At 62.2% G+C, this 24,482-nt stretch carries 24 protein-coding genes and 1 tRNA gene; 7 read left to right on the forward strand and 18 right to left on the reverse strand.

Features of this window, described 5'->3' with window-relative positions; translation table 11 throughout:
* Positions 1 to 68 precede the first annotated feature (68 nt).
* The 5 genes from pcaD (at position 69) to JNB71_RS04720 (ending at position 4,000) form a co-directional block, all read left to right on the forward strand.
* Positions 69 to 869: a 3-oxoadipate enol-lactonase gene (pcaD, locus tag JNB71_RS04700; RefSeq protein ID WP_220370650.1), complete on the forward strand. Its 801-nt coding sequence runs from the start codon at positions 69 to 71 to the stop codon at positions 867 to 869.
* A 4-nt stretch (positions 870 to 873) separates the two neighbouring features.
* Entirely contained in the window at positions 874 to 1,278 is a 405-nt protein-coding gene (gene pcaC, locus JNB71_RS04705; RefSeq protein ID WP_220370651.1) for a 4-carboxymuconolactone decarboxylase, read from the forward strand.
* A gap of 11 nt (positions 1,279 to 1,289) precedes the next feature.
* On the forward strand, positions 1,290 to 2,039 hold the full coding sequence (gene pcaH, locus JNB71_RS04710) for a protocatechuate 3,4-dioxygenase subunit beta (RefSeq protein ID WP_220370652.1): 750 nt from the start codon (positions 1,290 to 1,292) through the stop codon (positions 2,037 to 2,039).
* On the forward strand, positions 2,039 to 2,653 hold the full coding sequence (gene pcaG, locus JNB71_RS04715) for a protocatechuate 3,4-dioxygenase subunit alpha (protein WP_220370653.1): 615 nt from the start codon (positions 2,039 to 2,041) through the stop codon (positions 2,651 to 2,653). The genes pcaH and pcaG overlap by 1 nt, the downstream gene beginning before the upstream one ends.
* A gap of 276 nt (positions 2,654 to 2,929) precedes the next feature.
* Positions 2,930 to 4,000 carry a 3-carboxy-cis,cis-muconate cycloisomerase gene (locus JNB71_RS04720; protein WP_220370654.1) on the forward strand — a complete coding sequence of 357 codons (1,071 nt, stop codon included), beginning with the start codon at positions 2,930 to 2,932 and terminating at the stop codon, positions 3,998 to 4,000.
* A gap of 420 nt (positions 4,001 to 4,420) precedes the next feature.
* Here the strand turns inward: JNB71_RS04720 and JNB71_RS04725 are convergent, their stop codons facing one another.
* The 3 genes from JNB71_RS04725 to JNB71_RS04735 form a co-directional block, all read right to left on the reverse strand.
* A complete protein-coding gene (locus JNB71_RS04725) occupies positions 4,421 to 6,331 on the reverse strand; it encodes a DEAD/DEAH box helicase (RefSeq protein ID WP_220370655.1) in 1,911 nt (636 codons plus the stop codon).
* A 251-nt stretch (positions 6,332 to 6,582) separates the two neighbouring features.
* Complete coding sequence (locus JNB71_RS04730; RefSeq protein ID WP_220371148.1) at positions 6,583 to 7,884, reverse strand: Tad domain-containing protein; 1,302 nt, start codon at positions 7,882 to 7,884, stop codon at positions 6,583 to 6,585.
* A 544-nt stretch (positions 7,885 to 8,428) separates the two neighbouring features.
* A tRNA-Ile gene (locus JNB71_RS04735) sits at positions 8,429 to 8,504 on the reverse strand.
* A gap of 158 nt (positions 8,505 to 8,662) precedes the next feature.
* Here JNB71_RS04735 and JNB71_RS04740 point away from each other — a divergent pair.
* Positions 8,663 to 9,406 (forward strand): SIMPL domain-containing protein, encoded by a 744-nt coding sequence (locus JNB71_RS04740; protein ID WP_220370656.1) that lies wholly within the window; start codon positions 8,663 to 8,665, stop codon positions 9,404 to 9,406.
* Between the two features lie 308 nt (positions 9,407 to 9,714).
* Here JNB71_RS04740 and JNB71_RS04745 read toward each other — a convergent pair whose 3' ends face one another.
* The 9 genes from JNB71_RS04745 to JNB71_RS04785 form a co-directional block, all read right to left on the reverse strand.
* On the reverse strand, positions 9,715 to 10,107 hold the full coding sequence (locus tag JNB71_RS04745) for a hypothetical protein (protein ID WP_220370657.1): 393 nt from the start codon (positions 10,105 to 10,107) through the stop codon (positions 9,715 to 9,717).
* 164 nt (positions 10,108 to 10,271) lie between these two features.
* On the reverse strand, positions 10,272 to 10,676 hold the full coding sequence (locus tag JNB71_RS04750) for a ketosteroid isomerase-related protein (protein WP_220370658.1): 405 nt from the start codon (positions 10,674 to 10,676) through the stop codon (positions 10,272 to 10,274).
* Between the two features lie 225 nt (positions 10,677 to 10,901).
* Positions 10,902 to 11,321 carry a secondary thiamine-phosphate synthase enzyme YjbQ gene (locus JNB71_RS04755; RefSeq protein ID WP_220370659.1) on the reverse strand — a complete coding sequence of 140 codons (420 nt, stop codon included), beginning with the start codon at positions 11,319 to 11,321 and terminating at the stop codon, positions 10,902 to 10,904.
* Between the two features lie 70 nt (positions 11,322 to 11,391).
* Positions 11,392 to 11,745 carry a DUF1428 domain-containing protein gene (locus tag JNB71_RS04760; RefSeq protein WP_220370660.1) on the reverse strand — a complete coding sequence of 118 codons (354 nt, stop codon included), beginning with the start codon at positions 11,743 to 11,745 and terminating at the stop codon, positions 11,392 to 11,394.
* 57 nt (positions 11,746 to 11,802) lie between these two features.
* Positions 11,803 to 12,234 (reverse strand): hypothetical protein, encoded by a 432-nt coding sequence (locus tag JNB71_RS04765; RefSeq protein ID WP_220370661.1) that lies wholly within the window; start codon positions 12,232 to 12,234, stop codon positions 11,803 to 11,805.
* Between the two features lie 1,025 nt (positions 12,235 to 13,259).
* Positions 13,260 to 13,940, reverse strand: a complete 681-nt coding sequence (locus JNB71_RS04770; protein ID WP_220370662.1) for a redoxin family protein — start codon at positions 13,938 to 13,940, stop codon at positions 13,260 to 13,262.
* Positions 13,941 to 14,262: 322 nt separating this feature from the next.
* Positions 14,263 to 15,489 carry an HlyD family secretion protein gene (locus JNB71_RS04775; protein ID WP_220370663.1) on the reverse strand — a complete coding sequence of 409 codons (1,227 nt, stop codon included), beginning with the start codon at positions 15,487 to 15,489 and terminating at the stop codon, positions 14,263 to 14,265.
* Positions 15,490 to 15,491: 2 nt separating this feature from the next.
* Positions 15,492 to 15,941 (reverse strand): hypothetical protein, encoded by a 450-nt coding sequence (locus tag JNB71_RS04780; RefSeq protein ID WP_220370664.1) that lies wholly within the window; start codon positions 15,939 to 15,941, stop codon positions 15,492 to 15,494.
* Between the two features lie 125 nt (positions 15,942 to 16,066).
* Positions 16,067 to 16,390 carry an ArsR/SmtB family transcription factor gene (locus JNB71_RS04785; RefSeq protein WP_220370665.1) on the reverse strand — a complete coding sequence of 108 codons (324 nt, stop codon included), beginning with the start codon at positions 16,388 to 16,390 and terminating at the stop codon, positions 16,067 to 16,069.
* A 58-nt stretch (positions 16,391 to 16,448) separates the two neighbouring features.
* Between JNB71_RS04785 and JNB71_RS04790 the strand changes: the two genes are divergently transcribed.
* On the forward strand, positions 16,449 to 16,922 hold the full coding sequence (locus tag JNB71_RS04790; RefSeq protein WP_018327027.1) for an SRPBCC domain-containing protein: 474 nt from the start codon (positions 16,449 to 16,451) through the stop codon (positions 16,920 to 16,922).
* 21 nt (positions 16,923 to 16,943) lie between these two features.
* Here JNB71_RS04790 and JNB71_RS04795 read toward each other — a convergent pair whose 3' ends face one another.
* The 6 genes from JNB71_RS04795 to JNB71_RS04820 all read right to left on the reverse strand — a co-directional run bounded on the left by JNB71_RS04795 (position 16,944) and on the right by JNB71_RS04820 (position 24,264).
* Complete coding sequence (locus tag JNB71_RS04795; protein ID WP_220370666.1) at positions 16,944 to 17,909, reverse strand: DUF930 domain-containing protein; 966 nt, start codon at positions 17,907 to 17,909, stop codon at positions 16,944 to 16,946.
* A gap of 294 nt (positions 17,910 to 18,203) precedes the next feature.
* Complete coding sequence (locus JNB71_RS04800) at positions 18,204 to 18,581, reverse strand: DUF427 domain-containing protein (RefSeq protein WP_220370667.1); 378 nt, start codon at positions 18,579 to 18,581, stop codon at positions 18,204 to 18,206.
* A 121-nt stretch (positions 18,582 to 18,702) separates the two neighbouring features.
* A complete protein-coding gene (locus JNB71_RS04805; protein ID WP_220370668.1) occupies positions 18,703 to 18,996 on the reverse strand; it encodes a GYD domain-containing protein in 294 nt (97 codons plus the stop codon).
* A 353-nt stretch (positions 18,997 to 19,349) separates the two neighbouring features.
* Entirely contained in the window at positions 19,350 to 21,404 is a 2,055-nt protein-coding gene (gene rpoD, locus JNB71_RS04810; RefSeq protein ID WP_220370669.1) for an RNA polymerase sigma factor RpoD, read from the reverse strand.
* 466 nt (positions 21,405 to 21,870) lie between these two features.
* Positions 21,871 to 22,905: an L-threonine 3-dehydrogenase gene (gene tdh / locus JNB71_RS04815; protein ID WP_220370670.1), complete on the reverse strand. Its 1,035-nt coding sequence runs from the start codon at positions 22,903 to 22,905 to the stop codon at positions 21,871 to 21,873.
* A gap of 171 nt (positions 22,906 to 23,076) precedes the next feature.
* Positions 23,077 to 24,264 (reverse strand): glycine C-acetyltransferase, encoded by a 1,188-nt coding sequence (locus JNB71_RS04820; protein ID WP_220370671.1) that lies wholly within the window; start codon positions 24,262 to 24,264, stop codon positions 23,077 to 23,079.
* Between the last annotated feature and the right edge of the window lie 218 nt (positions 24,265 to 24,482).

Genomic DNA, 24,482 nt, shown 5'->3' on the forward strand with positions numbered 1-24,482 from the left:
GATAAACGATAAAATGTCATTTTACTTAACCGGATTAAAGAACCAATCTGGCGGTGGAGGAAAATTCAGTGCAGTTTGCTCATATCAACGACGTCACGCTTCACTACCAGGTCATCGGCGCCGCCAATGACAAGCCGGTGCTTGTCTTTGCCAATTCGCTCGGCACCGACTTCCGCATCTGGCGGGACGTGATCGTGCGCTTCGCAGGCGACTTCGCCATCGTTCTCTACGACAAGCGCGGCCACGGCCTTTCCGATATCGGCGATGTCCCCTATTCGATGGATCTGCACGTTTCCGATCTTGCCGGCCTGCTCGATCTCCTGTCGGTGAAGCAGGCCATCATCTGCGGCCTGTCGGTCGGTGGCTTGATCGCGCAAGGTCTCTATGCGACGCGACCGGATCTCGTGCGCGCGCTCATTCTGTGCGATACCGCCCACAAGATCGGCACCGTCGAATCGTGGGATACGCGCATAGCAACCGTCGAGCAGGACGGTATCGGCAGTATCGCCGACGGCGTCCTGGAAAAGTGGTTCACCCCGGCTTTCCGCCGGCCGGAAAACAGCGCCTATCGTGGCTACCGCAACATGCTCGCACGCCAGCCGGTCACCGGTTATACCGGTACCTGTGCCGCGATCCGGGATGCCGATTTTACAGAGGCCGCCAAGCGCATCGCCGTGCCGACCCTCTGCATTGTTGGCGATCATGACGGTTCGACACCTCCCGACCTGGTTCTCCAGACTGCAAAGCTTATCCCGGGCGCGCGCTACGAGGTCATCCGCGATGCGGGTCATATCCCCTGTGTCGAACAGCCGGAGGCGCTGACTGCCGTGCTGCGCGCCTTCATCGATATTGTCCTGTCAGAAGAGTAAAGCCATGAATGACGCCGCCGCGCAGACCGAACGCTACCGCCAGGGGATGACCACCCGTCGCGCGGTGCTTGGCGACCGCCATGTCGACCGAGCCCAATCCTCGACAACCGATTTCGACCGGCCCTTCCAGGAACTGATCACGGAAGCGGCCTGGGGCAACCTCTGGTCCCGGCCGACCTGGTCGAAGCGCGAGCGCTCGATGGTGACGATCGCCTTGCTTGCTGCCCTTGGCCATGACGAGGAAGTCGCCATGCATGTGCGGGCAACGGCCAATACCGGCGCCAGCCGCGCCGACATCGCCGAAGCGCTTCTTCACGTGGCGATCTATGCGGGCGTGCCCGCCGCCAATCGCGCGATCAAGATCGCCAAGCAGGTTTTCGAACAGATGGACGCCGAAAAGGGAGCCTGAGGAAAAGCGAAATGTCCGACCTTTCCAACAAGAAGCCCGAGACCGGCGCGTTCTTCCAGCGTGACCGCGCCTGGCATGCACCGGCGCTGACGCCGGGCTACAAGACCTCCGTGCTGCGCTCGCCGCAAAAGGCGCTGCTCTCGCTCGACGGCACGATTTCCGAGATCACCGGCCCGGTCTTCGGCCATTCGATCCTCGGTGAACTCGACAACGACCTCATCCACAACTTCGCCAGGCCCGGAGAGAGCGCCATCGGCGAGCGCATCATCGTGCACGGCCGCGTGCTCGACGAGCGCGGCAAGCCGGTTCCCGGCGCGCTGCTCGAATTCTGGCAGGCCAATGCGGGCGGACGCTACCGCCACAAGAAGGAGACCTATCTCGCGCCGCTCGACCCGAATTTCGGCGGTTGCGGCCGCGCCATCACCGACGAGGAAGGCGGCTACCGTTTCCGCACTATCAGGCCCGGACCCTATCCGTGGCCGAACGGCGTCAACGACTGGCGCCCGGCCCATATCCACTTCTCCATCTTCGGCCATGGTTTCGCCCAGCGGTTGATCACGCAGATGTATTTCGAGGGCGACCCGATGATCTGGAAATGTCCGATCGTCACGACCATCCCGGACCGCCGTGCCATCGAGCAACTGATCGCGCCGCTCGACTGGGCCAACACCATCCCGATGGATGCGCGCGCCTACAAGTTCGACATCGTCCTGCGCGGCCGCCGCTCGACGCTGTTTGAAAACCGGCTGGAGGGCAACTGATGGTGCAGAATCTCGGCTACCTCAAGGAATCGCCGTCGCAGACCGCCGGCCCTTACGTCCATATCGGCTGCACGCCCAATTTCGCCGGCATTACCGGCGTCTACGAGACGGATCTTGGCTCGTCCATGGTCAATGACAAGACGCTCGGCGAACGCATTACCGTGCGCGGCCGGGTCATCGACGGCGCCGGCACGCCGTTGAAGGATGCCGTTGTCGAAATCTGGCAGGCTGATGCGGCCGGCCTCTACAACAGCCCGTCCGAACTGCGCGGCGCCGCCGATCCCAATTTTTCCGGCTGGGGCCGCTGCCCGACCAGCGCCGACGAAGGCGTCTTCACCTTCGAAACGGTCAAGCCCGGACGCGTGCCCTACAAGGACGGGCGCAGGATGGCGCCGCATATCACCTTCTGGATCGTCGCGCGCGGCATCAATATCGGACTGCACACCCGCATGTATTTTGCCGACGAACCCGAGGCCAATGCCGAAGATCCACTGCTTGCGCGCATCGAACACCGCCACCGGGTCGCGACACTGGTCGCGCCGCGAGAGGGCTCTATCTATACGTTCGACATTCATCTGCAGGGCGAGAATGAAACCGTCTTTCTCGACATCTAGGGCAAATTCAGGAAAAGTGTGAAAACGTTTGTGTCCGTGTAAAAACAAAGAGATAACAGCTTTTTCGTGATTCAAAGGAACAGGACACGGCAGCATCGGGAATACGCCCCTCTGTCACTTCGTGACATCTCCCCCTCGAGGGGAGAGATCGGGAGCAAGAGGCCCGCGCCACACCAATCTCCCCCCTTGAGGGGGAGATGCCCGGCAGGGCAGAGGGGGGTCAGACGGCCACTGTCGTGCAGAAGATCGCAAACGCTCTAGCGCCTGGGGAAAGTCATGACCGCCTCCGTTTTCGATCATCCGTTTCTCTCGGGCCTGTTGGGCGACGAGGAAATTGCCGCCTTCTTCTCGGTGGACGCGGACATCCGGGCCATGCTCTCGTTCGAGGCCGCGCTCGCCAGGGCGCAGGCCGAACACGGGCTCGTACCTGCCGAGGCAGCGGCGCGCATCGCCGAGATCTGCGGCACCTTCCTGCCCGATGTTCTGGCCCTGCGGCGCGCAACCGCGACAGATGGCGTGGTGATCCCCGAGCTTGTCCGCCAGTTGCGCAAGGCGATCGGCGGAGACGCCGCCGAAAGGCTGCATTTCGGCGCCACCAGCCAGGATGTGATCGACACCAGCCTGATGCTGCGTCTGACATCGGTTTGCCGGCTGCTGTGCGGCCGCCTGGACAAGCTTCGCGGGGCTTTCGCAGAGATCGACCGGCAGTGGGGCACAAACCCGCTGATGGCCCGGACGCGCATGCAGGCGGCGATCGCCATCAGGGTTTCGGATCGCGTCAATGCCTGGAATGCACCGCTTGCCAGTTACGAGGACCGGCTGGAGCGAATGGCCGTCGTGTCCTTCCCGCTACAGTTCGGCGGCGCCGCCGGCACCCTCGAAAAGCTTGGCGACAAGGCTGGCGTCGTGCGCGCTTCCCTTGCCGAACATCTCGGCCTCGCCGATCATCCGCAGTGGCAAAGCCAGCGCACGACTATCGCCGACCTCGCCCATATCCTGTCCCTGATCTCGGGCAGCCTTGGCAAATTCGGCCAGGACATCGCGCTGTTGGCGCAGGCCGGCGACGAGATCGAATTGTCGGGCGGCGGCGGCTCGTCGGCCATGCCGCACAAGCAGAATCCGGTGGCTGCCGAAGCGCTTGTCGCGCTCGCCCGCTTCAACGCCGTACAACTTTCCGGCATTCACCAGTCGATGGTTCACGAGCAGGAACGCTCCGGTGCAGCCTGGACGCTCGAATGGATGATCCTGCCGCAAATGGCCATCGCCTGCGGCGCCAGCCTGCGGCTCGCATCGGTGCTCGTGGACCAGATCAAGCGGCTTGGTGCGGCGAAGGGTTCGTCACGGTGAAGAACCGGGTATTCGCGTCGCGCCTAACGCGCCCCATACACGACCGCATCGGGAATACCCCCTCTGTCACTTCGTGACATCTCCCCCTCAAGGCAGGGCAATTGCATATGGAGCGAAGATGCTTGCGACAGGCACCCTCTTCTCCCCCGCGGGGAGAAGTGCCGAGCGTATGCGAGGCGATAAGGGGGCTTTCTCGGCGATTTCAGTGCCAGCACCCCCCTCATCCGGCCCTTCGGGCCACCTTCTCCCCGGCGGGGAGAAGAGGAGCGAGCGCAAATCCATATGCGATAGCCCGGCCCTCAAGGGGAGATCGGGAGCAAGAGGTCAGCCCCACGCCAATCTCACCCATGAGGGGGAGATCGCCGTAACACTTTGATCCCCGCATAATGATTTAAAGGCACTATACAGCAGGCAAACGCCTCAGTTCGCTTTGTTCTTGAGCGGCTTGCGCTTGGCGCTCTCGGCACCGGGCTTGTCGAACTTCGGCTTGTCGAATTTCGGCTTGCCCGGCTTCTTGCTCCAGGGCTTGCTGTCCGTCTTTTCCGGCGCGCGATCGTCGGCACCGGCAAGATCCGGTTTCGCGTCGAACTTGCGCTTCGGCTTTCCCTCTACCTTCCAATCGGGACCCTTCCAGTCGGGCTTCCCGGCCTTCTTGCCCGCAAACGGTGTACCGCGCGATCCGCCGGAAAGGTCCGGCATGCCGTCCAGTTGCCTCACCTGGATGCCCTTTTCGAGCGCCAGTTTCGGCCCGATCGCTTCGACGAAGCGATCCACCCAGTCGCGGGCGATCTCGACATAGGTCTCCTCGGCCTGCATCTTGATGGCGCCGATTTCCTGCTTGGTGATGCGGCCGATGCGGCAGAGCATCGGGATCAGCCAGCGCGGCTCGACATTCTGCTTGCGGCCGGCCGACAGCGAAAACCACACACTGTCGCCGAAATCGCCGCGCGGCGCCCTCGGCTCGCCACGCTCCAGACGCGCGCCGCGATCGCCCCGATCCGGCGTCGGCGTGAAGGATGGCGTGTCCATCAGGTCCTCCGGCGCCGAGCGCCCGGCCCGCGAAAGCCGCACGAAAGCGGCTGCAACCTGCTCGGCCCCGTGCTTTCCGAGAAGCTCGCGGACGAACTCCTGCTCTTCCTCGCGGATCGCTTCGTCGAAGGCCGGGTCGGCCAGGATGCGCTCGTCGTCGCGGCGGGTCACTTCGTCGGCAGACGGCGGCTTTGCCCAACTGGGCGTGATATTGGCGTCGCGCAGCAGCCGCTCGGCCTTGCGGCGGGCGCTGTTCGGCACGATCAGGGCACTGACGCCCTTGCGGCCCGCGCGGCCCGTGCGCCCGCTGCGGTGCAGCAGCGTTTCGGGATTCGTCGGCAGGTCGGCGTGGATGACGAGTTCGAGGCCCGGCAGATCGATGCCGCGCGCTGCAACGTCCGTCGCGATGCAGACCCGAGCACGCCCGTCGCGCATCGCCTGCAGCGCATGGGTTCGCTCGTTCTGGCTAAGCTCGCCCGACATGGCGACGACCGAGAAACCGCGATTGTTGAAGCGTGCCGTCAGGTGATTGACGGCCGCACGGGTCGAACAGAACACCAATGCGTTGCGCGCCTCGTAGAAACGCAGGACGTTGATGATCGCATTCTCCCGATCCGACGGCGCCACGGTCAGCGCGCGGTATTCGATGTCGAGATGCTGCTTCTGCTCAGCCTGCGTCGAGATGCGGACGGCGTCGCGCTGGTAGCTCTTGGCAAGATTGGCGATCGAGCGCGGCACAGTCGCCGAAAACATCAAGGTGCGTCGCTCGGCCGGCGCTTCTTCGAGGATGAATTCCAGGTCCTCGCGAAAACCGAGGTCGAGCATCTCGTCGGCCTCGTCGAGAACGACGGCCTTCAGCGCCGACATGTCGAGAGCGCCGCGGCGGATATGGTCGCAAAGACGTCCCGGCGTTCCAACGACGATATGCGCGCCGCGCTCGAGTGCCCGTCTTTCGCTGCGCATGTCCATGCCGCCGACGCAGGAAGCAACCGTCGCGCCGGTCAGTTCGTAAAGCCATTCCAGTTCGCGCTTGACCTGCAGGGCGAGTTCCCGGGTCGGAGCCACGGCCAGCGCCAACGGCGCGCCGGCTTGCGCGAAACGCTCCCGGCCATCAAGCAGCGTCGAGGCAAGTGCGAGGCCGAAGGCCACCGTCTTACCGGACCCCGTCTGCGCCGACACCAGCGCATCGCGGCCCTCAAGTTCTGCACCGAGAACCGCCTTCTGCACCGGGGTCAACTGGGAATAGCCGCGCTTCGTCAACGCCTGAGCGATCGCCGGAGCGATGCTGTCGAACTCTGTCATCTATTTGTCTTTCGGAATTCGGCTGCCGTGCGCGTCGGTCGACAAGGAAGAGCGCAGTCACCGCGGCCAGCACGTCGCGGGCCAATACATGCGCGCCCTCTTACTGTGCCCTGCGCGAATTGTACAGAGCCGAACGCCGAGGCCGGGGAAAACGCGCCAGGGCAAGGCCAGGGGCGAAGACACGAGCGGCCATGCAATCGTCTCGATGCATGGCCGCGCGTGATTGATCGCCGCTCTTCGCGCAGGGAAACTCAGCTCGTCAGGCGCGGTGACCGCACGACCTTGTTGAACAGGGTCTTCATGGCCGCCTCGATGCCTTCTGTCGGGCTCACTTCGAAATAGAAGCCCGGGGACGCACATTCCGCCATGCGCGTTCCGATTTCAGATTGGAAGGGCTTGATCCAGCTGTTGTACCAGTTGTTGTTCGGCAGCGGCAGATAGGTGGTGTAGAGGACGGCGACCTTGATGCCGCGATCCTTCAGCGTCTGGCAATAGGTGACGTCGATCGGCTCCTGGCAGCGCGTGCCCGTCAGCTTCTTCGTGCAGCCCTTCGGCTTGTAGCTGTCGCCGACCCCATCGGAGACGAAGAAGACGATCTTCTCCGGGCTGGCGGAACTCGTGCCATTGCCGGGCGTCCCGATCTCGGCGTTGATCTTGGTCAGCGCATTGTCGAAGCTGGTCTGCTGGTCGTTGTTGTATCCCTGGTAGGGAATGCTCATCAGCTTGATTTTGTCGGTACCTGCCTTCACCTTCGTCAGGTCGGCGGTCAGTGCCGCCACCTTGAGCAGCTTCACGTCCACCGCCGTTTCGCCGAACGTATAGGCGGCCATGCGGAACTGGTTGGAATAGCTCTGCGTCCGCTCGGCCTCAAGCGTCAGCGCCGCGACGGCCTTTGCCACCACGTCGATGCGGATGGTGATGCCGTTGTTGCGGGCGACGAAGTAGTTGCTGTCGGTGTTGATGACGCCCTTTTCCGAGACGATATGACAGGCAAAGGCGCAGTTTCTCGAGCCTTTGTCCGACACGTTCGCCGTCGCCTTGATCATGTTGTCGACGTCTGTCGGCGTGGCAGCGACCCCCATCGACGGCGTGTTGTCGAGCAGCATGTAGAAATCCATGAAGGATTGCGACTGGTAGGTCGCGGTGGCCTTGCCGGAGACGGAGATGCTCTCCTTGCCGATGATGCGCAGGAAGGACGTCTTCAGGGTTGCCTGATAGGTCAGTTCGGCATTGATGTCCTTGCCGCTCTTCCGGATCGAAGCATTCACGGTGTCGATCTTCAGATCGTCCGCCGCCTCCGGATCATACAGGGCGTTTCCCGCATCCATTTGCGCCTGAAACAGCGCCTCGGCTTCCGCTTCGCTGAGCGGAACCGGGCCATCTTGCGGCATGTTGATCGCCTGGGCGACGCCGGCGGATTTTTCCGCGATCGCGCCGACCACGGCGGCATCGGCGGCGTTCTGAAGCTGCGCCTTGAGCTCCATGGCACGGGCGAAGTCGATGGCCATGCCGGCACAACCAAGAAGAGGGACGATGGCGATAGCGCCCATCATGCCAAAGTTACCCGCCCGATCCACAAAGAGTCTTTTCACGATACGCACTCTGGTCACCCCGTCCCCGTTGCGCGGCCGACTGCCCACGCTTTTACACTCATAGGCCGAGACCATAGCCGTGAAATTCTAAACGGCAGTAAATCGCGATAGTTAACCAAAATAAAATTCAAACATAATTGTCATTATATAGAAACGCCAATCAATAACAAGAATAATACTCTGGACATTGCTGATTGAAAATGATCCATTTTAAATATTTCTGATGAATGATTCCCGGCAATTATAAACAACAAGCGTGGACAAAAGAGACAATATCGCTCTATATTGATCAGGCGCAGGACAACGACGTGATTTGGAGCGCGGGCACCAAGTCCGTGGCGCGCTTTGCTCACCAGTCATTTGAACGGCCACGTCCGAAAGGCGTGACGGCTTACCAGGCGCGGGGCTGCGGTCGGCACGATCCGGGTCGTGGTTGCGGCCGCAGGCATCCGATGTCTTTAGGAACAATCCGGTATCCATGTCACCGGGGCGGACATACAAGATTTGGTGGGCCCGGAGGGACTCGAACCCCCAACCAAGCGGTTATGAGCCGCCGGCTCTAACCATTGAGCTACAGGCCCTGCCCCGGATCCGTCCGGCACCGCCGACCAATGGCAGACGGCGGGTGGACAGGCTCTAGCGGAAAACGGGTTTTCCCACAAGACGTTGCCGCAATCCCTACACAATCAATCCTCAAGAAGGGTGACAGGGACGAGACACAACCGGAGAGAACCCATCCATGACCCAAACCTATTTTCGCCGCGCCCTGACGACCACTATCCTGGCGGCCGCCTTTGCGGGCTTCGCCGGCACGGCTGCCCTTGCCCAGGAGAAGGAGCCGCGCGAGGCGGTTGTCACCGTTTTCGGCGAGGGCCACGCTGAGGTGGCGCCCGACATGGCGATCCTCTCCTTCAGCGTCGTCAAGGATGCAAAAACCGCCCGCGAGGCGCTCGACGCCAACAACAAGGCGATGGCCGACGTGCTCAACGCGCTGAAGGCCGCCGGCATTGCCGAGAGCGACCTGCAGACCTCGGGCTTTGCGGTCAATCCGCAGTACCAGTATCCGGACAACAACGACGGCGGCAACCGTCCGGCGGTTCTGACCGGCTACCAGGTCGCCAATTCGCTGACCGTCAAGGTGCGCGACCTGACCAAGCTCGGCGAGATCATCGACCAGTCGGTGACGCTCGGCGTCAATCAGGGCGGCTCGATCCAGTTCACCAACGACAAGCCGGAAGCGACGATCATCGAAGCCCGCAGGCAGGCGGTGGAAGATGCCGTTGCCAAGGCCAGAGTGCTTTCGGAGGCAGCCGGCGTGGCTCTTGGCCGCATCGTCGAAATTTCAGAGAACTCATCCCGGCCCGAACCCCTGCCGATGATGCGCACCATGGCAAAGGAATATGCCGCCGATGCCGTGCCGATCGCAACGGGAGAAAACAGCTACAACGTCACCGTCAACGTCACCTTCGCGATCATGCAATAATATCGGATCGCCGGCGACCGTGGAAACTGAACCCCGCTTCGGCGGGGTTTTGTTTTCCCGGGCCTGAGATTGTCGGACAAAACGGAGTTTCGCTCTGCATCTAATCTTTTGCGGCGAGGATGCTACTGCGCCGAGGCAATGGACATCGCGCGGCCCGCTCCGAGTGCAACCGACGGCGTTAAAACAAGACGCCCCTCGCGGGTAGACCGCGAGGGGCGAGACTTCCGCCGGCCGGGGGTGACAAGGCGGAAAGAATTGGGGTCTGCCGACCGGCCGCTGATGCCAGCCTCAGGACGGCAAACTTGCTGCTAGCGGCCGATCACCGGGCAGCCGCGCGCATTGGCAAAGACGATCCGGCGATAGTCGCCATGGCGGCGGCCCTCGACGACGACGCGGCGCCACGAGACGTCGGCGACGTAGGCCCGGCGCAGGCCGTAGTCACGTGCCTTGTCGACCGCAAGCCACGGAGCACAACGACCGCGGCGCTCACGACCCCAGCCGTCACCCCAGTCCGGGCGATGGCGGCGATCCCAGCCCCAGTCGCGTTCGTCGCGATAGCCTTCGCGGTACTGAACATCGACGACGCCGCCGGAATGGATGCCGAATGTCAGCGTTTCGGCGGCAGCCGGGACGACCGTTGCGCCGAGACCCGTCAGACCGATGAAGCCGGCAAGTGCCAGTTTTGTAAGAATCCGTCTCATGAATGTTTCTCCGTGTTGGGTCAAATTCAAACGTCCGCCCGTTGTTTTTGCTTCGGGGCATGGAGCAAAAGATAAGCCGGGGCGGCTGAACGGAACCAGAATCCACCGTTCATCGGCGGTTCAGGCGACCGATGCTGGGAGCAAATCGCGCGGGAAGCGTGAGGTTAGCGGGCGAGTTCTTTTTCGAAGACCCGGATGTTGCGGTAGTGGCTGAGCCGGGTGACGGCGCCGTTTTCGATTTCGAAGACGAAGACGCTCGGGATCGAATAGGATTGACCGCTGGCGGCGGGGAAGCCGGGCATGGTTTCGCGGTAGGTGCCGCGGGCGGTGGCATCTATGGCGATGCGCTGGCCGAAGCCATCGTGCATCAGCACCATGTCGCCGAAGGTCTCGTCGAAATGGCGGAAATAGCTCATGACGCTCATGCGTAGCGGTCCGGCGCCGATAGTCCGCTGTCCCGTCAGCGAATCAAGCGCCACGTCCTCGGCGAGAAAGGTGGCAAGCGTGTCGAAATCCCGCTCGTTCAGGGCCTCCATGAAGCGGCTGGCGATCGTCTGCGCGTCAGTCAATGAACTTCCCTTCGATCAGTCAGGCCAGAGCCTTGCGGCACGAATCAACCCCAAAGCCCTGATTTTGTTCCGGGAATGGGCGACGAAAAGAAAAGTGATGTCTTGGCCAGACTGTAACGGCCGCTGCCCGTTTGTCCAGCGCAAAGCCCACAGCGCATCGCGTCAAAATGGATTGCTCAGCCACGACAGTGGCCGTCACCCCCCCCTCTGCCCTGCCGATGTGCATTAGCCAAGATAAAGGACGACCTCGCGCCGGTGCGGCCGGTCGCGGTGTTCGAACAGATAGAGGCCCTGCCAGGTGCCGAGCAGCAGCCGGCCGTCGGCCACCGGAATGCCGATGGAGACCTGCGTCAGCGCCGCCTTGATATGGGCCGGCATGTCGTCGGGTCCTTCCGCCGTGTGGACGATCCAGCGCATCGACGGATCGGTCGACGGCGGCACCAGCCGTTTGAAGAACCGGTCGAGATCGTGCTTCACGTCCGGATCGGCATTTTCCTGGATGAGGAGCGAACAGGAGGTGTGGCGGACGAAGACGGTGAGCAGCCCCTCCTCCCGCCCGCTCTCGCGGACAAAGGCCTGCGCCTCCTCAGTGAATTCGTAGAGGCCGGAGCCGCGGGTGGAGAGCGTGATGGTGGTCTGTGGCATTGTCTTTCTTCCGGCCCGCCCGCGGCAATGGCGGGCGGGATTGTCGGTTGAGCGTTGAAAAACGGAATAGTCATAGTTCCATGAAGCTCTTGAAGCCACCATAGATCAGCCGCTTGCCGTCGAAGGGCATGGTCCATTTGTCGCTGGCAAGCCGCGGGTCGGCCATGACCTTGGCGTTGATCTCGTCGCGCGCCTCGCGCGAGGGATAGGTGATCCAGGAAAACACGACGACCTCGTCCTCCTTCGCCTGCACCGCGCGCGGGAAGGAGGTAAGTTCGCCATAGGGCACGTCGTCACCGATGCACTCGACATAGGACAAGGCCCCATACTCCTTCCAGACCTCGCCGGCGGTACGGGCCATGTGCTTGTAGGCTTCGATATTGTCTTTCGGCACGGCGAGAACAAATCCATCGACATAATGCATTTGCGGTTTCCTCCACTGTGAAACATGCCAAGCCAAATGGCGCGGCAAGCCGGATCGTCAACCGAGAGGATAGAGAAATGGCGGCAGCGTCTGCGGATCGCACGCATCGGCATGCGGCCACTCCTCGCACAGCGGCGGGATCTCGGGCTCAGCCTCCGGCGGGCGAATGGGGCGCTCGAAATACTCGTCGCGGCAGGCGTCCCAATAAGCGATGAAGCCCTCCAGCCACTCATCATCGGCACCGGCAATGCAGAGCGGCAGCCAGACGGTAAGATCATCGTTGCCGCCAAGATCCCGCGGGATTTTCCGTCGCACCAGCTTGCCGGCGCAGCGTCCCTTGCGAGCGCAGCGGCGCAAGCCGCAGAAGGGGGAAATCCGGATCTTGTTCACGGCCATGCGCGACAGCACGACGAACTGTGGAAACGGCATCTGCTTGCCCCACAGGATTTTACGCTGCACCGGCTCTTCCTTTTTTGTCTGCTCTTCCATGCGGACACACCTTCTCGTTCACGCGGCGGCTTTTTCGCCCGTGCTTCAGATCATTTCGGTTCGCCGGCCTCAAGGAGCCAGGCGGGATCGGCCGGGGCACATCGGGTGCCTCAGGTAAGTAGGAGTAGGTGACACGCGATGTGCCCCGTTTCGGTGTCTTTTGCCGCGCTTCTCAGGTTCTTCTGCGCTTCTCCAGCGAGAAGCCTCCAATGCCCCGGCCCGGCCTCTTATCCGCCAGGCCTTTCAATATGGTGGGGCATGCCCTTGACCCTTGGGTGGCAAAGCCGCCCGGCGGGGTGAACCGCCCGTGGTGTGACATGCCCGGCACGCCCAGCCCATTTGCGGACCGGAGGAGAACCGCCTTTCACGCAGCCCCGGAGATTTCGCGTGCGTTTCGCCAAATCACCCGGGCACCGGCCCCGCCTCGCCGGCAACGCACTCCGGTGTATCCGATGGCGGGACGGGAGGAGTATGGCACGGGCGCCAAGGGCGGGGATGAACGGGGAAAATTTTGCGGGTGACGGCCGTGGCATGGTTGCTTCAATCGGAATCGATTCAAGGAGGAAATTATGAAGCGTTTTCAAAGTGCTGCGGTCTTAAAGGTCCAGACAGCACAAACATGGACAGTGGCCGTTTCACCCCCCTCTGCCCTGCCGGGCATCTCCCCCTTGCGGGGGGCTATCGCATATGGAGTGAAAGCGCTTGCGACGAACTCCCACTTCCCCGCCGGGGAGAAGAGGCAGCAAGCTGACTGCCGCCTGAGTTTGGGTACAAGGGGCGGAGGCCAGGCGCCTCGCTGCAGAATTCCTCAAATCTATTCGATTTTAGAATTGTGCAGAAATTTCAAAGCTCTATAGCGTCCTTTGCGGGGTCGTACACGACAGCACCTGAAAAAAACCCGGTTTCTCGGCGAACTCGGCGCCAGCCGCCCCCCTCATCCGGCGCGGAGCCTGTCCTCGGGCTTGCCAAAGGCAAGACCCGGGGGGCCACCTTCTCCCCGCTGGGGAGAAGAGGGGGCGCCTGAGTCAATGCACAACCTCGCTCGCTGCCGACATCAGTTCTTGCGGGTTCAGTGCCCGGCAAATGTTGCGGCCTTCCTGTTCAACTTCCGTGAAGCTCCAGCGCACCACGCCTTCGCGATCAAGCAGAAAATGGCCGACAAGCTGCATGTGGCCGGTCAAGCTCACTTGCCGGTCGGCTTCCGTCATTTCGTAGCCGTCCTTCTCGCTCAGAAGGTCCCCCGCCGTGGGCGGGTCCATCGGTTCGGGCAATTCGTCGGGCATGTCGACCCGCATCGTCATGACCTCGTCCATCCCGACCTTGCGCGGCCAGTCCGTCTCATTCTGCGTGAATTCGATGATCGGCAAGCCGAAGGCGCGGTGAGAGGCCCGCGCCGGGTCTGAGGCGGCAAGAAGATCGGGTATCGGGTGGTAGCGGAAATAGAGGCGCGCGCGCTCGACCGGGGTGTTGACCACCGCCAGAGACTGGACGCCTCTCTCGCGCAGGGCTGCGTTGAGGTCTGCCATCGCCGCCACATGGCGCCGACAGAACGGGCAATGCAGGCCTCGAAACAGGCCGATCAGCAACGGGCTGCGGCCGCGAAAATCATCAAGTGCGACCTTCCCCTCGTGCGAGATCGCGTCAAGCACGATGTTGGGGACCCGATCGCCCGGTTGTAACGGATGGTCGATGGAAAACGTAGACATGGGCAACCTCCTCGCCCGATCGCAAAGGCGGCACGACACGTGCTTCAAGGCCCATGCGGCCGCGAACGGCCTGCTCGAAGGCAAAACAGCACTCGGCCTGCGCGCTGCCGCGAAGGCCCGGATCAAGCGCTGCAAGGCCCGACCTCTCGCCTTACCGGCTTTAAGAATGCCCCCACATTGGCAAGTGGGCAAGCGCAAACAGCGGAACGAACGGACTTGCGGGCACGCGTCCGCTCGGTTCGACGTCCTGAAGCAACACGACTGCGGCCGCCTCACCCCTATCTTGCCGCTCCTTTAGGGGAACTTTGCGGCTTGCTTCCGCTCAATGACCCGAAAAGACGAGCGTCTGCACCGGCAGCAGCACCGCCTGCATGCGCAGGATCATGGCGTGCACGAGCCCGACCCCGTCGACCACATGAAGGTATAGCCATTTCAGCATGCCGATGTTCTCGTCTGCGAGTGCCTCGTGGTTGTTCGTATAGGCATTGGCGATGCAGCTGCTTCCCGGTGGAATGCCTTCCAGTTCCCCGCCATAGAGCGGCTCCAGGAAGACCGTGAGCGTTCCGGGCTTGCCCATTTGCTGAACATCGACGAGCTGATCCGTCGGCCGCAATTGTCCGGCCGCAATGACATCCTGAACGACGGTGACGACCATTGGAAGGATGGTGAACGGCTTGCCGACGCAGGTCGCCTCGGCAATCATTCCCGGCTTCATCACCTGCGCCTCGATCTGCCCGAAACCCGCGATGAGAGCGACGCGCCCCGCCTCCTCCGGCACGAGGATACCGGCGGGCCGCAGCATCGAGTTGACGATATCGCCGGGCCGCAGCGTGAACTGCTGAACGGAACCGGCGACGCCGGCCTTGACGAGCGTCTTGTCGAGCTCGACCTGAGCCTGCTTTTCGGCGGCTTCGGCGCTCGCCTTTTGCGCCGGCAGCAGCACGGCGATCTGCGTCTCGAGCGTCTTCTTCTTTGCCAGTGCGGCGTCAACGGCGCCCTTGCGGCTGTCGATGGACGTCTGCAGGCGTTCGACCTCGCGCCTTGCCACCGCATCGGTCTTCAGCAGCTCCGACTTCATCGCGTATTCGTCCACCGCCATCTGGTAGGCGCCCTGCGCCTCCTGGATCAGGCCATCGACGCCCGCCAGTTCGGTGCGCGCCACGTCCATCGCCGCATCGACTTCCGCGATGCGGCGGCGGGCGGTCTCGATCGCGGCCTTCTGCTCGGAGCCGTCGAGCCGGAAGAGCGGAGCGCCGGCTCCCACCTTCTGGTTGGGGCCGACATAGACCTCTTCGACGCGGCCGACCGTTTCCGGCAGGATCGTCACAGTGCGGAAGACCGCCGTGACGCTCTTTGTCGAGGGATGAAAGTAGAAGATCATGGTGATGAGCGAGACGGTGAGCACCAGGCAGGCGGTAATGCCCCAGCGCAGCTCGTACCACACGGTGTAAAGGTTGATTTCGCGGCCGATCCGCTTTCCCTGGGCATATCGGCGATAGAGATAGTCGGGCAAGACAGTCAGCATCGAGCAGAGTATCAACTCGAACATGTTCAGATCCCTCCACCGTGTCCGACTATCCTGGGCGGAGATTGGGTTGCCTCCTCAGGCTCCTCAGGCTCTTCAGGCAGCGGTTCCGGCTCCTCGGTTTTTTCGGCGTCGCGCCGCGAGAGTTTCGCCAGCGACTGGGCGATCGAGTTGAGCGGCGTCGAGAAATCCGGGATCTCGATGAAGGCGAGCAGCAGGCCGGCAATCCAGTAGATATGGTTGTGCGTGAAAAGCGAGATCAGGGCCAGAATGGCGACGATCTCCATCTGAACCTTGCTGGTCCGGTGGGCCCGGCGCTCGGGAAGGGCATGAAGCTGAAAATACAGGTTGCCGACGACGAGCACGGCGACCAGCAGGAAGATCACGACCCCATTGAAGAGATAGTCGGTTTGCCCGGGTTCGGTGATGAAAATCGGCAGGTGATGAGTTGCGGCAGGATGGATCGATTGCGCCATTGCATACCCCCTACGAACGCGTCTACGTCTGCCGCATTGTAGCGCGCTTCTTTTTGTTTAGCGATGGCGAATGACGGGTTTCGGTCGAGACGGGGCTGGAAAAGGCGGCGGGCCGGTAACAGCTTTCACCTCTCCAGATCGTCCTTCAGCCGCCCGAGCAGGCTCACCGCCTGGGCGGCATAGGGACCGATCCAACGGTCGTGAATCTCCTTGATCGGCAGCGGATTGAGATAGTTCCACCGCTCGCGGCCCTCGCGGCGGACGATGACGAGCTCTGCCTGCTCCAGAACCTTGAGATGCTGCATCACCGTGCAGCGGTCGAGGTCGGGAAAACGCGCGCATAATTCGCCCGTCGTTTGTGGATGATCCTTCAGCATATCGAGCATCGCACGCCGGCTGGAGGCGGCCAAGGCCTTGAAGATCAAGTCGTTTTTTTCATCGATTGACATGTTATATTTTTATAACATAATGGGACCGGAAACAAGCAGAAAACAGGAGGGAAGGATCATGGAACTGAAGTTCAAGGTCGCGGGCCGGATCGCCAAGCCGGTCTCGGAGGTTTTCGAGGCGGTCATCGACCCCGCGCAATTGTCGCGTTATTTCACCACCGGCGGCGCCAAGGGCCGGATCGAGACCGGCGCCACCGTCACATGGGATTTTCACGACTTTCCCGGGGCCTTCCCGGTGAAGGTGGTCGATGTCGTCAAGGACAAGAAGATCGTGCTGCAATGGGCCGCCAATGAAGCCAACCGGATGGAGGCCGACAATGCGGGCGCGGGCTATGACACGACCGTGACGATGACCTTCGAGCCCGTCGACGGAAACCGGACGCTGGTGACGATTTCAGAGGAAGGCTGGCGCGAGACGGCTGGTGCCCTCAAGGCATCCTACGGCAATTGCGAGGGCTGGACCGGCGCGCTGTGCGCCATGAAGGTCTGGCTGGAGCACGGCATAAATCTGCGCGAAGGGTTCTACAAATAGCAGGTTGGAGGCGGCGGCGGGTCAATCGTCAGGCAGGCCGCGCGACTTCCGCTCGCCCTCCGAAATGACGTTGCCGATGGCGAAACGGAACGATGTTACACGCCGAAACTCCTCATCCACGGTACACTCGAACTCGATATCGCGCCAAACCCGGCGGCTCACAAAGGCGCCGCCGGTGGCACGCAATGTCTGGCCGGAGATGAGCCCGCCTCCCTCGGAAAAGGGCACAATGCCTTCGGGCAGGGTTTCCGGTCGTGCGTGGCGTATTTGCTCCAACATCTCGAAGTTACAAATTTGTACGATCCGGCGGTTTGGCGGCAGTTTGCCGAGCGCCTGGCGCACCCGCGGATTCGAGAGTGCGTCGGCTGTAAACAATTCCCTGGCCTTCGGCAGATCGGACGGCGGCAGCAGCGGCCTCGCATCGGCTGCCGTGGCGTCGGCCGAGGCGGGCTGTTTCGGATTTGCCAGCGCGACGTCGGACGGCTTTTGCTCCGGTTTCGACAGCGGCTTCGGCACCGTGCGTATGGCCGCCACGCCTTCGTTCAGGGTCTGGTCGGCATCTTCGGTTTCGGGAAGATCGAGTTCGGGGGGCTTGGCGGCCTTCGGCGTCTCCCCGGAGGTGTCCGGCTTCTGGATCTCCTTCGCGGCTTTCTCCGTCACCTTGCTGTCGACCGGCGGTGTTGCGCGGTCGGAGCGCGGCTCGACCTCGGGCCTCGGCAGCGGCTCCGGTCGCGCGCCGCCCGCTTCCGTGCCGCCCTCTCTCGCGGCGGATTCGAAGGCCTGCGGCTGGTTCCTCTGCGACGCGGGCTGATTCTCGGCGTGGCGCTGCTCGACACCGGCCCGGGTCGCCGTTTTTTCCTGCGGCTTCATTTCGGCCTGCGGCTTCTGCGCCGTTTTCTTCTCGGGTTCGGGCTCTTTCTCCGGCTTCGCCTTCTTCTCTGCCGGTTTCTTCAAAGGCTCGGGTTTCTTCTCCGGTTCCGGCACCATCTCGACCTTGATCGTCTCTTCCTTCCGCGGCTCCGGCGCGGCGGGCGGCAGACGGAAGAGGATGAGCGCGGCGATTGCGACATGCAGCGCAACGGAGGCAACGAGCCCCGCGCCAAAAGTTCCCCGCCGGTTTTTCAGTGTCTGCTGCATGAGGAGTGGATATGGCCGGATACTGGCCGGCGCGTGACCGGCCGCAGATGGAAGGACGTTCAGCCGGGCTGGCTGGCCGGCGTGGTGTTCACTACCACGCCGCGTCTTGCGTTCCTAGCAATCCGTTAGCCGCGCCCTGCCCGCTCAAGCCTCGTGTTCGGATATCTCGAAACGGTCGGCATAGAAGGCCAGGTGATCTTTGATGGCGCTCATCGCATCGTGCGGCGCCTCGTAGGACCAGACGGCGTTGGTCAGCCGTTCGCCGCCGGAGGGCACGCTGAAATAGGAACAATCGCCTTTGTAGGGGCAATAGGTGGCGTGGTCGGTCCGCTCCAGCAGCGCCATGTCGACATCGGCGCGCGGGATATACTGCACCGGCAGATAGGAGGATTCCCGCAGCGTCAGGGCGTTACGGCTGTCGGCCAGGGTCTTTCCGCCCGCCTTCACCACCACGCGACCCGGGTTCCGCGTGATGGTGATCGGATGGTCGGGGCCAGGTATCCTGATCGGTTTTTCGGACATATGGCTCTCCCCACCCCGCGAAGGCTTTGTCGTTGGCTAGCCGACGATTCATCAGCTTCGCTTTTGTTGTTTTGTCGCAGGCTTTGATCGGAAAACTGCGAGACACTTTGCCGAAACCTGCCTAGCCCAGCGAGTTGATCAGTTCGCGGTAGGCAGCCTCGGGGAAGGCCTTCAATGTGCGCGTGCGCACATTGCCGGCCGAACCGAGGGACAGAGCAAACCGTGCAGCGACCGCGTCATCGGGCGCTTCGCAGACCGCCACCATGTCATGTTCGCCCATGGTCAGATAGAAGTCCTTGAACGAACCACCCATGTCACTCAGCAGCTTTTTCGCCGCGTCGAGACGCTTCGGCGAGTCGCGCACCGTCTTTACCCCCTGCTCTGTCCAGTTGATCAGCATGATATACATGGTCATAGCACACCTCCCATGCGGCACGACCTTCAAGGTGGCGCCGCGATTGACGCCTCCGCCTCCCGCCCATCGGATAAGCCATCCGACATAGCGGACGGCCGATTTCACTCAACAGAACGCGCACAATGAAAACTGGAGGTTTTAGCAAGCGGAGAAGTATAGTCCTGTCGGCCGAGGCGGACAAGCAAGGGAGGCGATCGAGAGGTGCAGTGAACTCAAGACAGAGCCAGCCCGACTGCATTACAAGCCGCTGGCACCTGCGCCCGGACACACACTGAACCACGAGACGCGAACGGCACAAAAAACCCGGCCAGCTTTAAACCGACCGGGTTCTGCATTTTTCAACTGGCGCCCGTTTAACTGTCGAGGAAGCTCCGCAGCTTGCGCGACCGGCTCGGGTGCTTCAGCTTCCTGAGCGCCTTGGCTTCGATCTGGCGGATACGTTCGCGGGTGACCGAGAACTGCTGGCCGACTTCTTCCAGCGTGTGGTCGGTGTTCATGCCGATGCCGAAGCGCATGCGCAGCACACGCTCCTCGCGCGGCGTGAGCGAGGCGAGAACGCGGGTCGTCGTCTCGCGCAGGTTCGCCTGGATGGCGGCATCGATCGGCAGAAGCGCGTTCTTGTCCTCGATGAAATCGCCGAGGTGGCTGTCTTCTTCGTCGCCCACCGGGGTTTCGAGCGAGATCGGCTCCTTGGCGATCTTCAGGACCTTGCGGACCTTTTCGAGCGGCATGGCGAGCTTTTCGGCCAGTTCCTCCGGCGTCGGCTCGCGGCCGATCTCGTGCAGCATCTGGCGCGACGTGCGGACGATCTTGTTGATCGTCTCGATCATGTGCACCGGAATGCGGATCGTGCGCGCCTGGTCGGCGATCGAGCGGGTGATTGCCTGCCGGATCCACCAGGTCGCATAGGTCGAGAACTTGTAGCCACGACGATACTCGAACTTGTCGACCGCCTTCATCAGGCCGATATTGCCTTCCTGGATGAGGTCGAGGAACTGCAGGCCGCGGTTGGTGTACTTCTTGGCGATGGAGATGACGAGACGCAGGTTGGCCTCGACCATCTCCTTCTTGGCGATGCGCGCCTCGCGCTCGCCCTTCTGCACCATGTGCACGATGCGGCGGAATTCCGAGATCGAGATACCGGTCTCCGTCGCGAGATTCTGGATCTCGGCGCGGATGTTGCGGATCATCGTGTTCTCGTTCTTGGCGAACTCCTTCCAGCCCTTGGCGGCCAGATTGGCGATCGACTTCATCCAGTTCGGATCGAGTTCGGCGCCGGAATACTGCTCGAGGAACGAATCGCGCTTGACGCCATAGGATTCAGCCAGACGCAGCAGGCGACCTTCGTTCTGCACGAGGCGCTTGTTGATGTCGTAGAGCTGCTCGACGAGGCTGTCGACGCGGTTCTGGTTGAGCGACAGCGACTTGACCGCCGTAATCAGTTCGTCCTTCAGTTCCTTGTAGCGGCGCTCCTGGGCGGGCGACAGCGTGCCGGTCGCGGCAAGGCGGGCTTCGACCTGCTGGTCCTGCAGCTTGCGCAGCTTCTTGTAGGTCTCGGCAATGGTGTCGAGCGTTTCCATCACCTGCGGGCGCAGTTCGGCTTCCATGGCGGCGAGCGAGAGGTTCGATTCGTCGTCGTCCTCTTCCTCTTCCTCCGGCGGCAGGCCCTCGCCGCCGACATTGGTGATGTCGTCGTCGCCACCGCCGCGCGGCCGGCGGTTCTTTTCCTTCTCCTCGGCTGCCTTGCGGTCGGCCTCGATCTTTTCCGGGCTCTGGAACTGCGGGGCAGCCTTGGCTTCCGGACCGGAATAGGTGGTTTCGAGATCGATGATCTCGCGCAGCAGCGTGTTGCCTTCGTTGAGCTCGTCGCGCCAGATGATGATCGCCTGGAAGGTCAGCGGGCTCTCACAGAGACCGGCGATCATGGTTTCGCGGCCGGCCTCGATGCGCTTGGCAATGGCAATTTCGCCTTCGCGCGACAACAGCTCGACCGAGCCCATTTCGCGCAGGTACATGCGGACCGGATCGTCGGTACGATCGGTCGGCTCCTTCTTCTTTGTCGTCGCAACGGCCGTGCCGCCGGAGGGTGCAAGTTCGCCGCCTTCGCTGTCGGCGTCGGCATCGCCGTCCTCTTCCTCGCCGGCCGCCCCGCCCTCCTCGGTTTCCTCGTCCTCGACGACATTGATGCCCATTTCGTTGAGCATCGCCATGATGTCCTCGATCCGGTCGGGGTCGACCTGGTCGGAGGGCAGAACTTCATTCAGTTCGTCCATGGTGACGTAGCCGCGCTTCTTGGCGGCCTTGATCATTTTCTTGACCGCGTCATCGGAGAGATCGAGAAGCGGGCCGTCGGGTGCGCCTTCGCGTTCGCCTTCTGCTTCTTCGTTCTCTTTGACTTTGGTTGCCATGTATTCGTCGCTTTCCTTGGACAGCATTCAACGCGTGAGCGGTGCAAAACTTTTTCGAGGCTCGGGCGCGTCAATCGCTCCCCACCGCGAATCATTACCCCTGACGTAACGGGATGACCTTTAATTCCTGATTAACCACGATAGTCACACCGAGGTTAGACCGGCCAGCTGCGACAGCGTCGCCGGTTGATCGTATCCGCCGTACCCATTTCACCTACTGTATTAGAGATGGTGATTCCCACAATTTTCGGTCCCGTCAAGCATTTCCGGCGAAAAACCGTTCAAAACGGCAAAAAAGGCTGAATCAAGCTCATCTCTTCAAAGATTCAGTTCCACGCCGGAAATGTAGGAGGGGTTCCCCAAAAGACAAGGGTTCGGAGGCTTCCCTTCACGCAAACCACCCGTCAAGTTGAAACCTGCTGCTGCCTCGCGTGGCACTGACGCAGGCGAGACGTGGTTTTACGACCTACCAGTCCATCACCACCTTGCCGGAATTGCCCGAGCGCATCGCCTCGAAACCATCGCGAAAATCGTCGATGCCGATGCGGTGGGTGATGATCGGCGAGAGGTCGAGCCCGCCCTGGACGAAGGCGATCATCTTGTACCAGGTCTCGAACATCTCGCGACCATAGATGCCCTTGAGATTGAGCATCTTGAAGATGACCTTGTTCCAGTCGATCTCGAAGCCGGTCGGCGCGATGCCGAGGATGGCAATCTTGCCGCCATTGTTCATCTTGTCGATCATGTCGCGGAAGGCCGGTGCGGCACCGGACATTTCGAGCCCGACATCGAACCCCTCGGTCATGCCGATGCGCGTCATCACATCGCTGAGATTTTCCTTGGACGCATCGACGACATGGTCGATGCCCACCTTTTCGGCGAGCGCCAGGCGCACCGGATTGATGTCGGTAATGACGACTTTTCGCGCGCCGGAGCGTTTCGCCACCATGGCGCCCATGATGCCGATCGGGCCGGCGCCGGTGACCAGCACGTCCTCGCCCACGAGATCGAAGGAGAGCGCGGTATGCACGGCATTGCCGAAGGGATCGAAGATCGCGGCGACCTCGTCAGGCACCTCATCGGGGATCGCCACGACATTGTATTCCGGAATGCAGACATATTCGCCGAATGAGCCGGGACGATGCACGCCGACGCCGAGCGTGTTGCGGCAGAGATGCCCCCTGCCCGCGCGACAGTTGCGGCATTTGCCGCAGACGATATGGCCCTCGCCCGAGACCCGCTCGCCGACATGGTACTTGGTGACCGCCGAGCCGATCTCGGCAATCTCGCCGACGAACTCGTGGCCGACCACCATCGGCACCGGAATGGTCTTCTGCGCCCACTGGTCCCAGTTCCAGATATGCACGTCCGTGCCGCAGATGGCGGATTTCTTCACCTTGATCAGCACGTCGTTCGGCCCGGGTTCCGGCACCGGCACATGCTCCATCCAGAGGCCGACTTCAGGTTTTGCCTTAACGAGCGCTTTCATCATGTTGGTCATCTGCTTGTCCCTCTGTGCCTGTAACCGCCCCTCATCCGCCCTTCGGGCACCTTCTCCCCGCGCGCGGGGAGAAGGGACAAGCGGCAAACTCCGTCGTCCCCGATCCCTGTCTCGTCCCCTCGCCCCGTTTACGGGGAGAGGGTTAGGGTGAGGGGCAGATCCACGGCAAACTCAAATCACGCCCAGTTCCTTGCCAACTTCCTCGAATACTGCGATCGCGCGGCGGACGTCCGCCTCGCTGTGCGCCGCCGACATCTGGGTGCGGATGCGGGCCTGGCCCTTCGGCACGACGGGAAAGGAGAAGCCGACGACGTAGACGCCTTTTTCCAGCATCTTCGCTGCCATCTCCTGCGCCAGCGCCGCGTCGCCCAGCATCACCGGAATGATCGGATGGCCCTCGCCGGCAAGCGTGAAGCCGAGCTTGCCCATTTCGGCGCGAAACAGCGCGGCATTGGCCTCCAGCCGGGCGCGCAGGGCGTCGCCATTGTCGATCAGGTCGAAGACCTTGAGCGAGGCGGCCGCAATGACCGGGGCGAGCGTATTGGAGAAGAGATAGGGCCGCGAGCGCTGGCGCAGCCAGTCGACCACTTCCCGCCTCGCCGAGGTATAGCCGCCCGAGGCGCCGCCGAGCGCCTTGCCGAGCGTGCCGGTGATGATGTCCACCCTGCCCTCGACGCCGCAATATTCGGCCGAGCCGCGGCCGTGCTTGCCGACGAAGCCGACGGCGTGGCTGTCATCGACCATGACCATGGCGCCGTATTTTTCGGCGAGATCGCACACCCCTGCGAGATTGGCTATGATGCCGTCCATCGAAAAGACGCCGTCGGTGGCGATCAGCTTGAAGCGCGAACCTTCGGCCTTCTTCAACTCCTCCTCAAGCGCTGCCATATCGTTGTTGGCATAGCGGAAGCGCTTGGCCTTGGAGAGGCGCACGCCGTCGATGATCGAGGCATGGTTGAGCGCGTCGGAGATGATCGCGTCTTCCTCCGACAACAGCGTTTCGAACAGGCCGCCATTGGCATCGAAGCAAGAGGAATAAAGGATCGTGTCTTCCATGCCGAGGAAGGCGGAGATGCGCGCTTCGAGCTGCTTGTGCTCCTCCTGCGTTCCGCAGATGAATCGGACGGATGCCATGCCGTAGCCATAGCGGTCCAGCGCCCGTTTGCCGGCCTCGGCGAGTTCCTCGTTGTTGGCGAGGCCGAGATAGTTGTTGGCGCAGAAATTCAGCACCCTGGCACCCGAGGCGACCTCGATCTCGCCCGCCTGTTTCGAGGTTATCACCCGCTCGGATTTGTAGAGACCCGCAGATTTCAGGCCCTCGAGTTGGGACGAGAGATGCTGGACGAAGGCTGAGGTCATGAAGGTCGCTTTCCAAACTGAGATCCGGTTGCGATGGAGACCTATCATATTCCCGCGCGGAAGAAAGCAGAAGACGGCGGCAGGGCGCGGCGTTGCCGCGACAGCCGGCGGTTGGAGCCCGCCCGGCCGCGCGCTGGCTGTCATGGCAGCATGCTGGTCCGGCGAATCGAGAAAATAATTGACTGAGTCAACTATTTCGGTGTCGATAGGCGATGTAT

The organism is Rhizobium herbae (assembly GCF_019511375.1).
Lineage (GTDB): Bacteria > Pseudomonadota > Alphaproteobacteria > Rhizobiales > Rhizobiaceae > Pararhizobium > Pararhizobium herbae_A.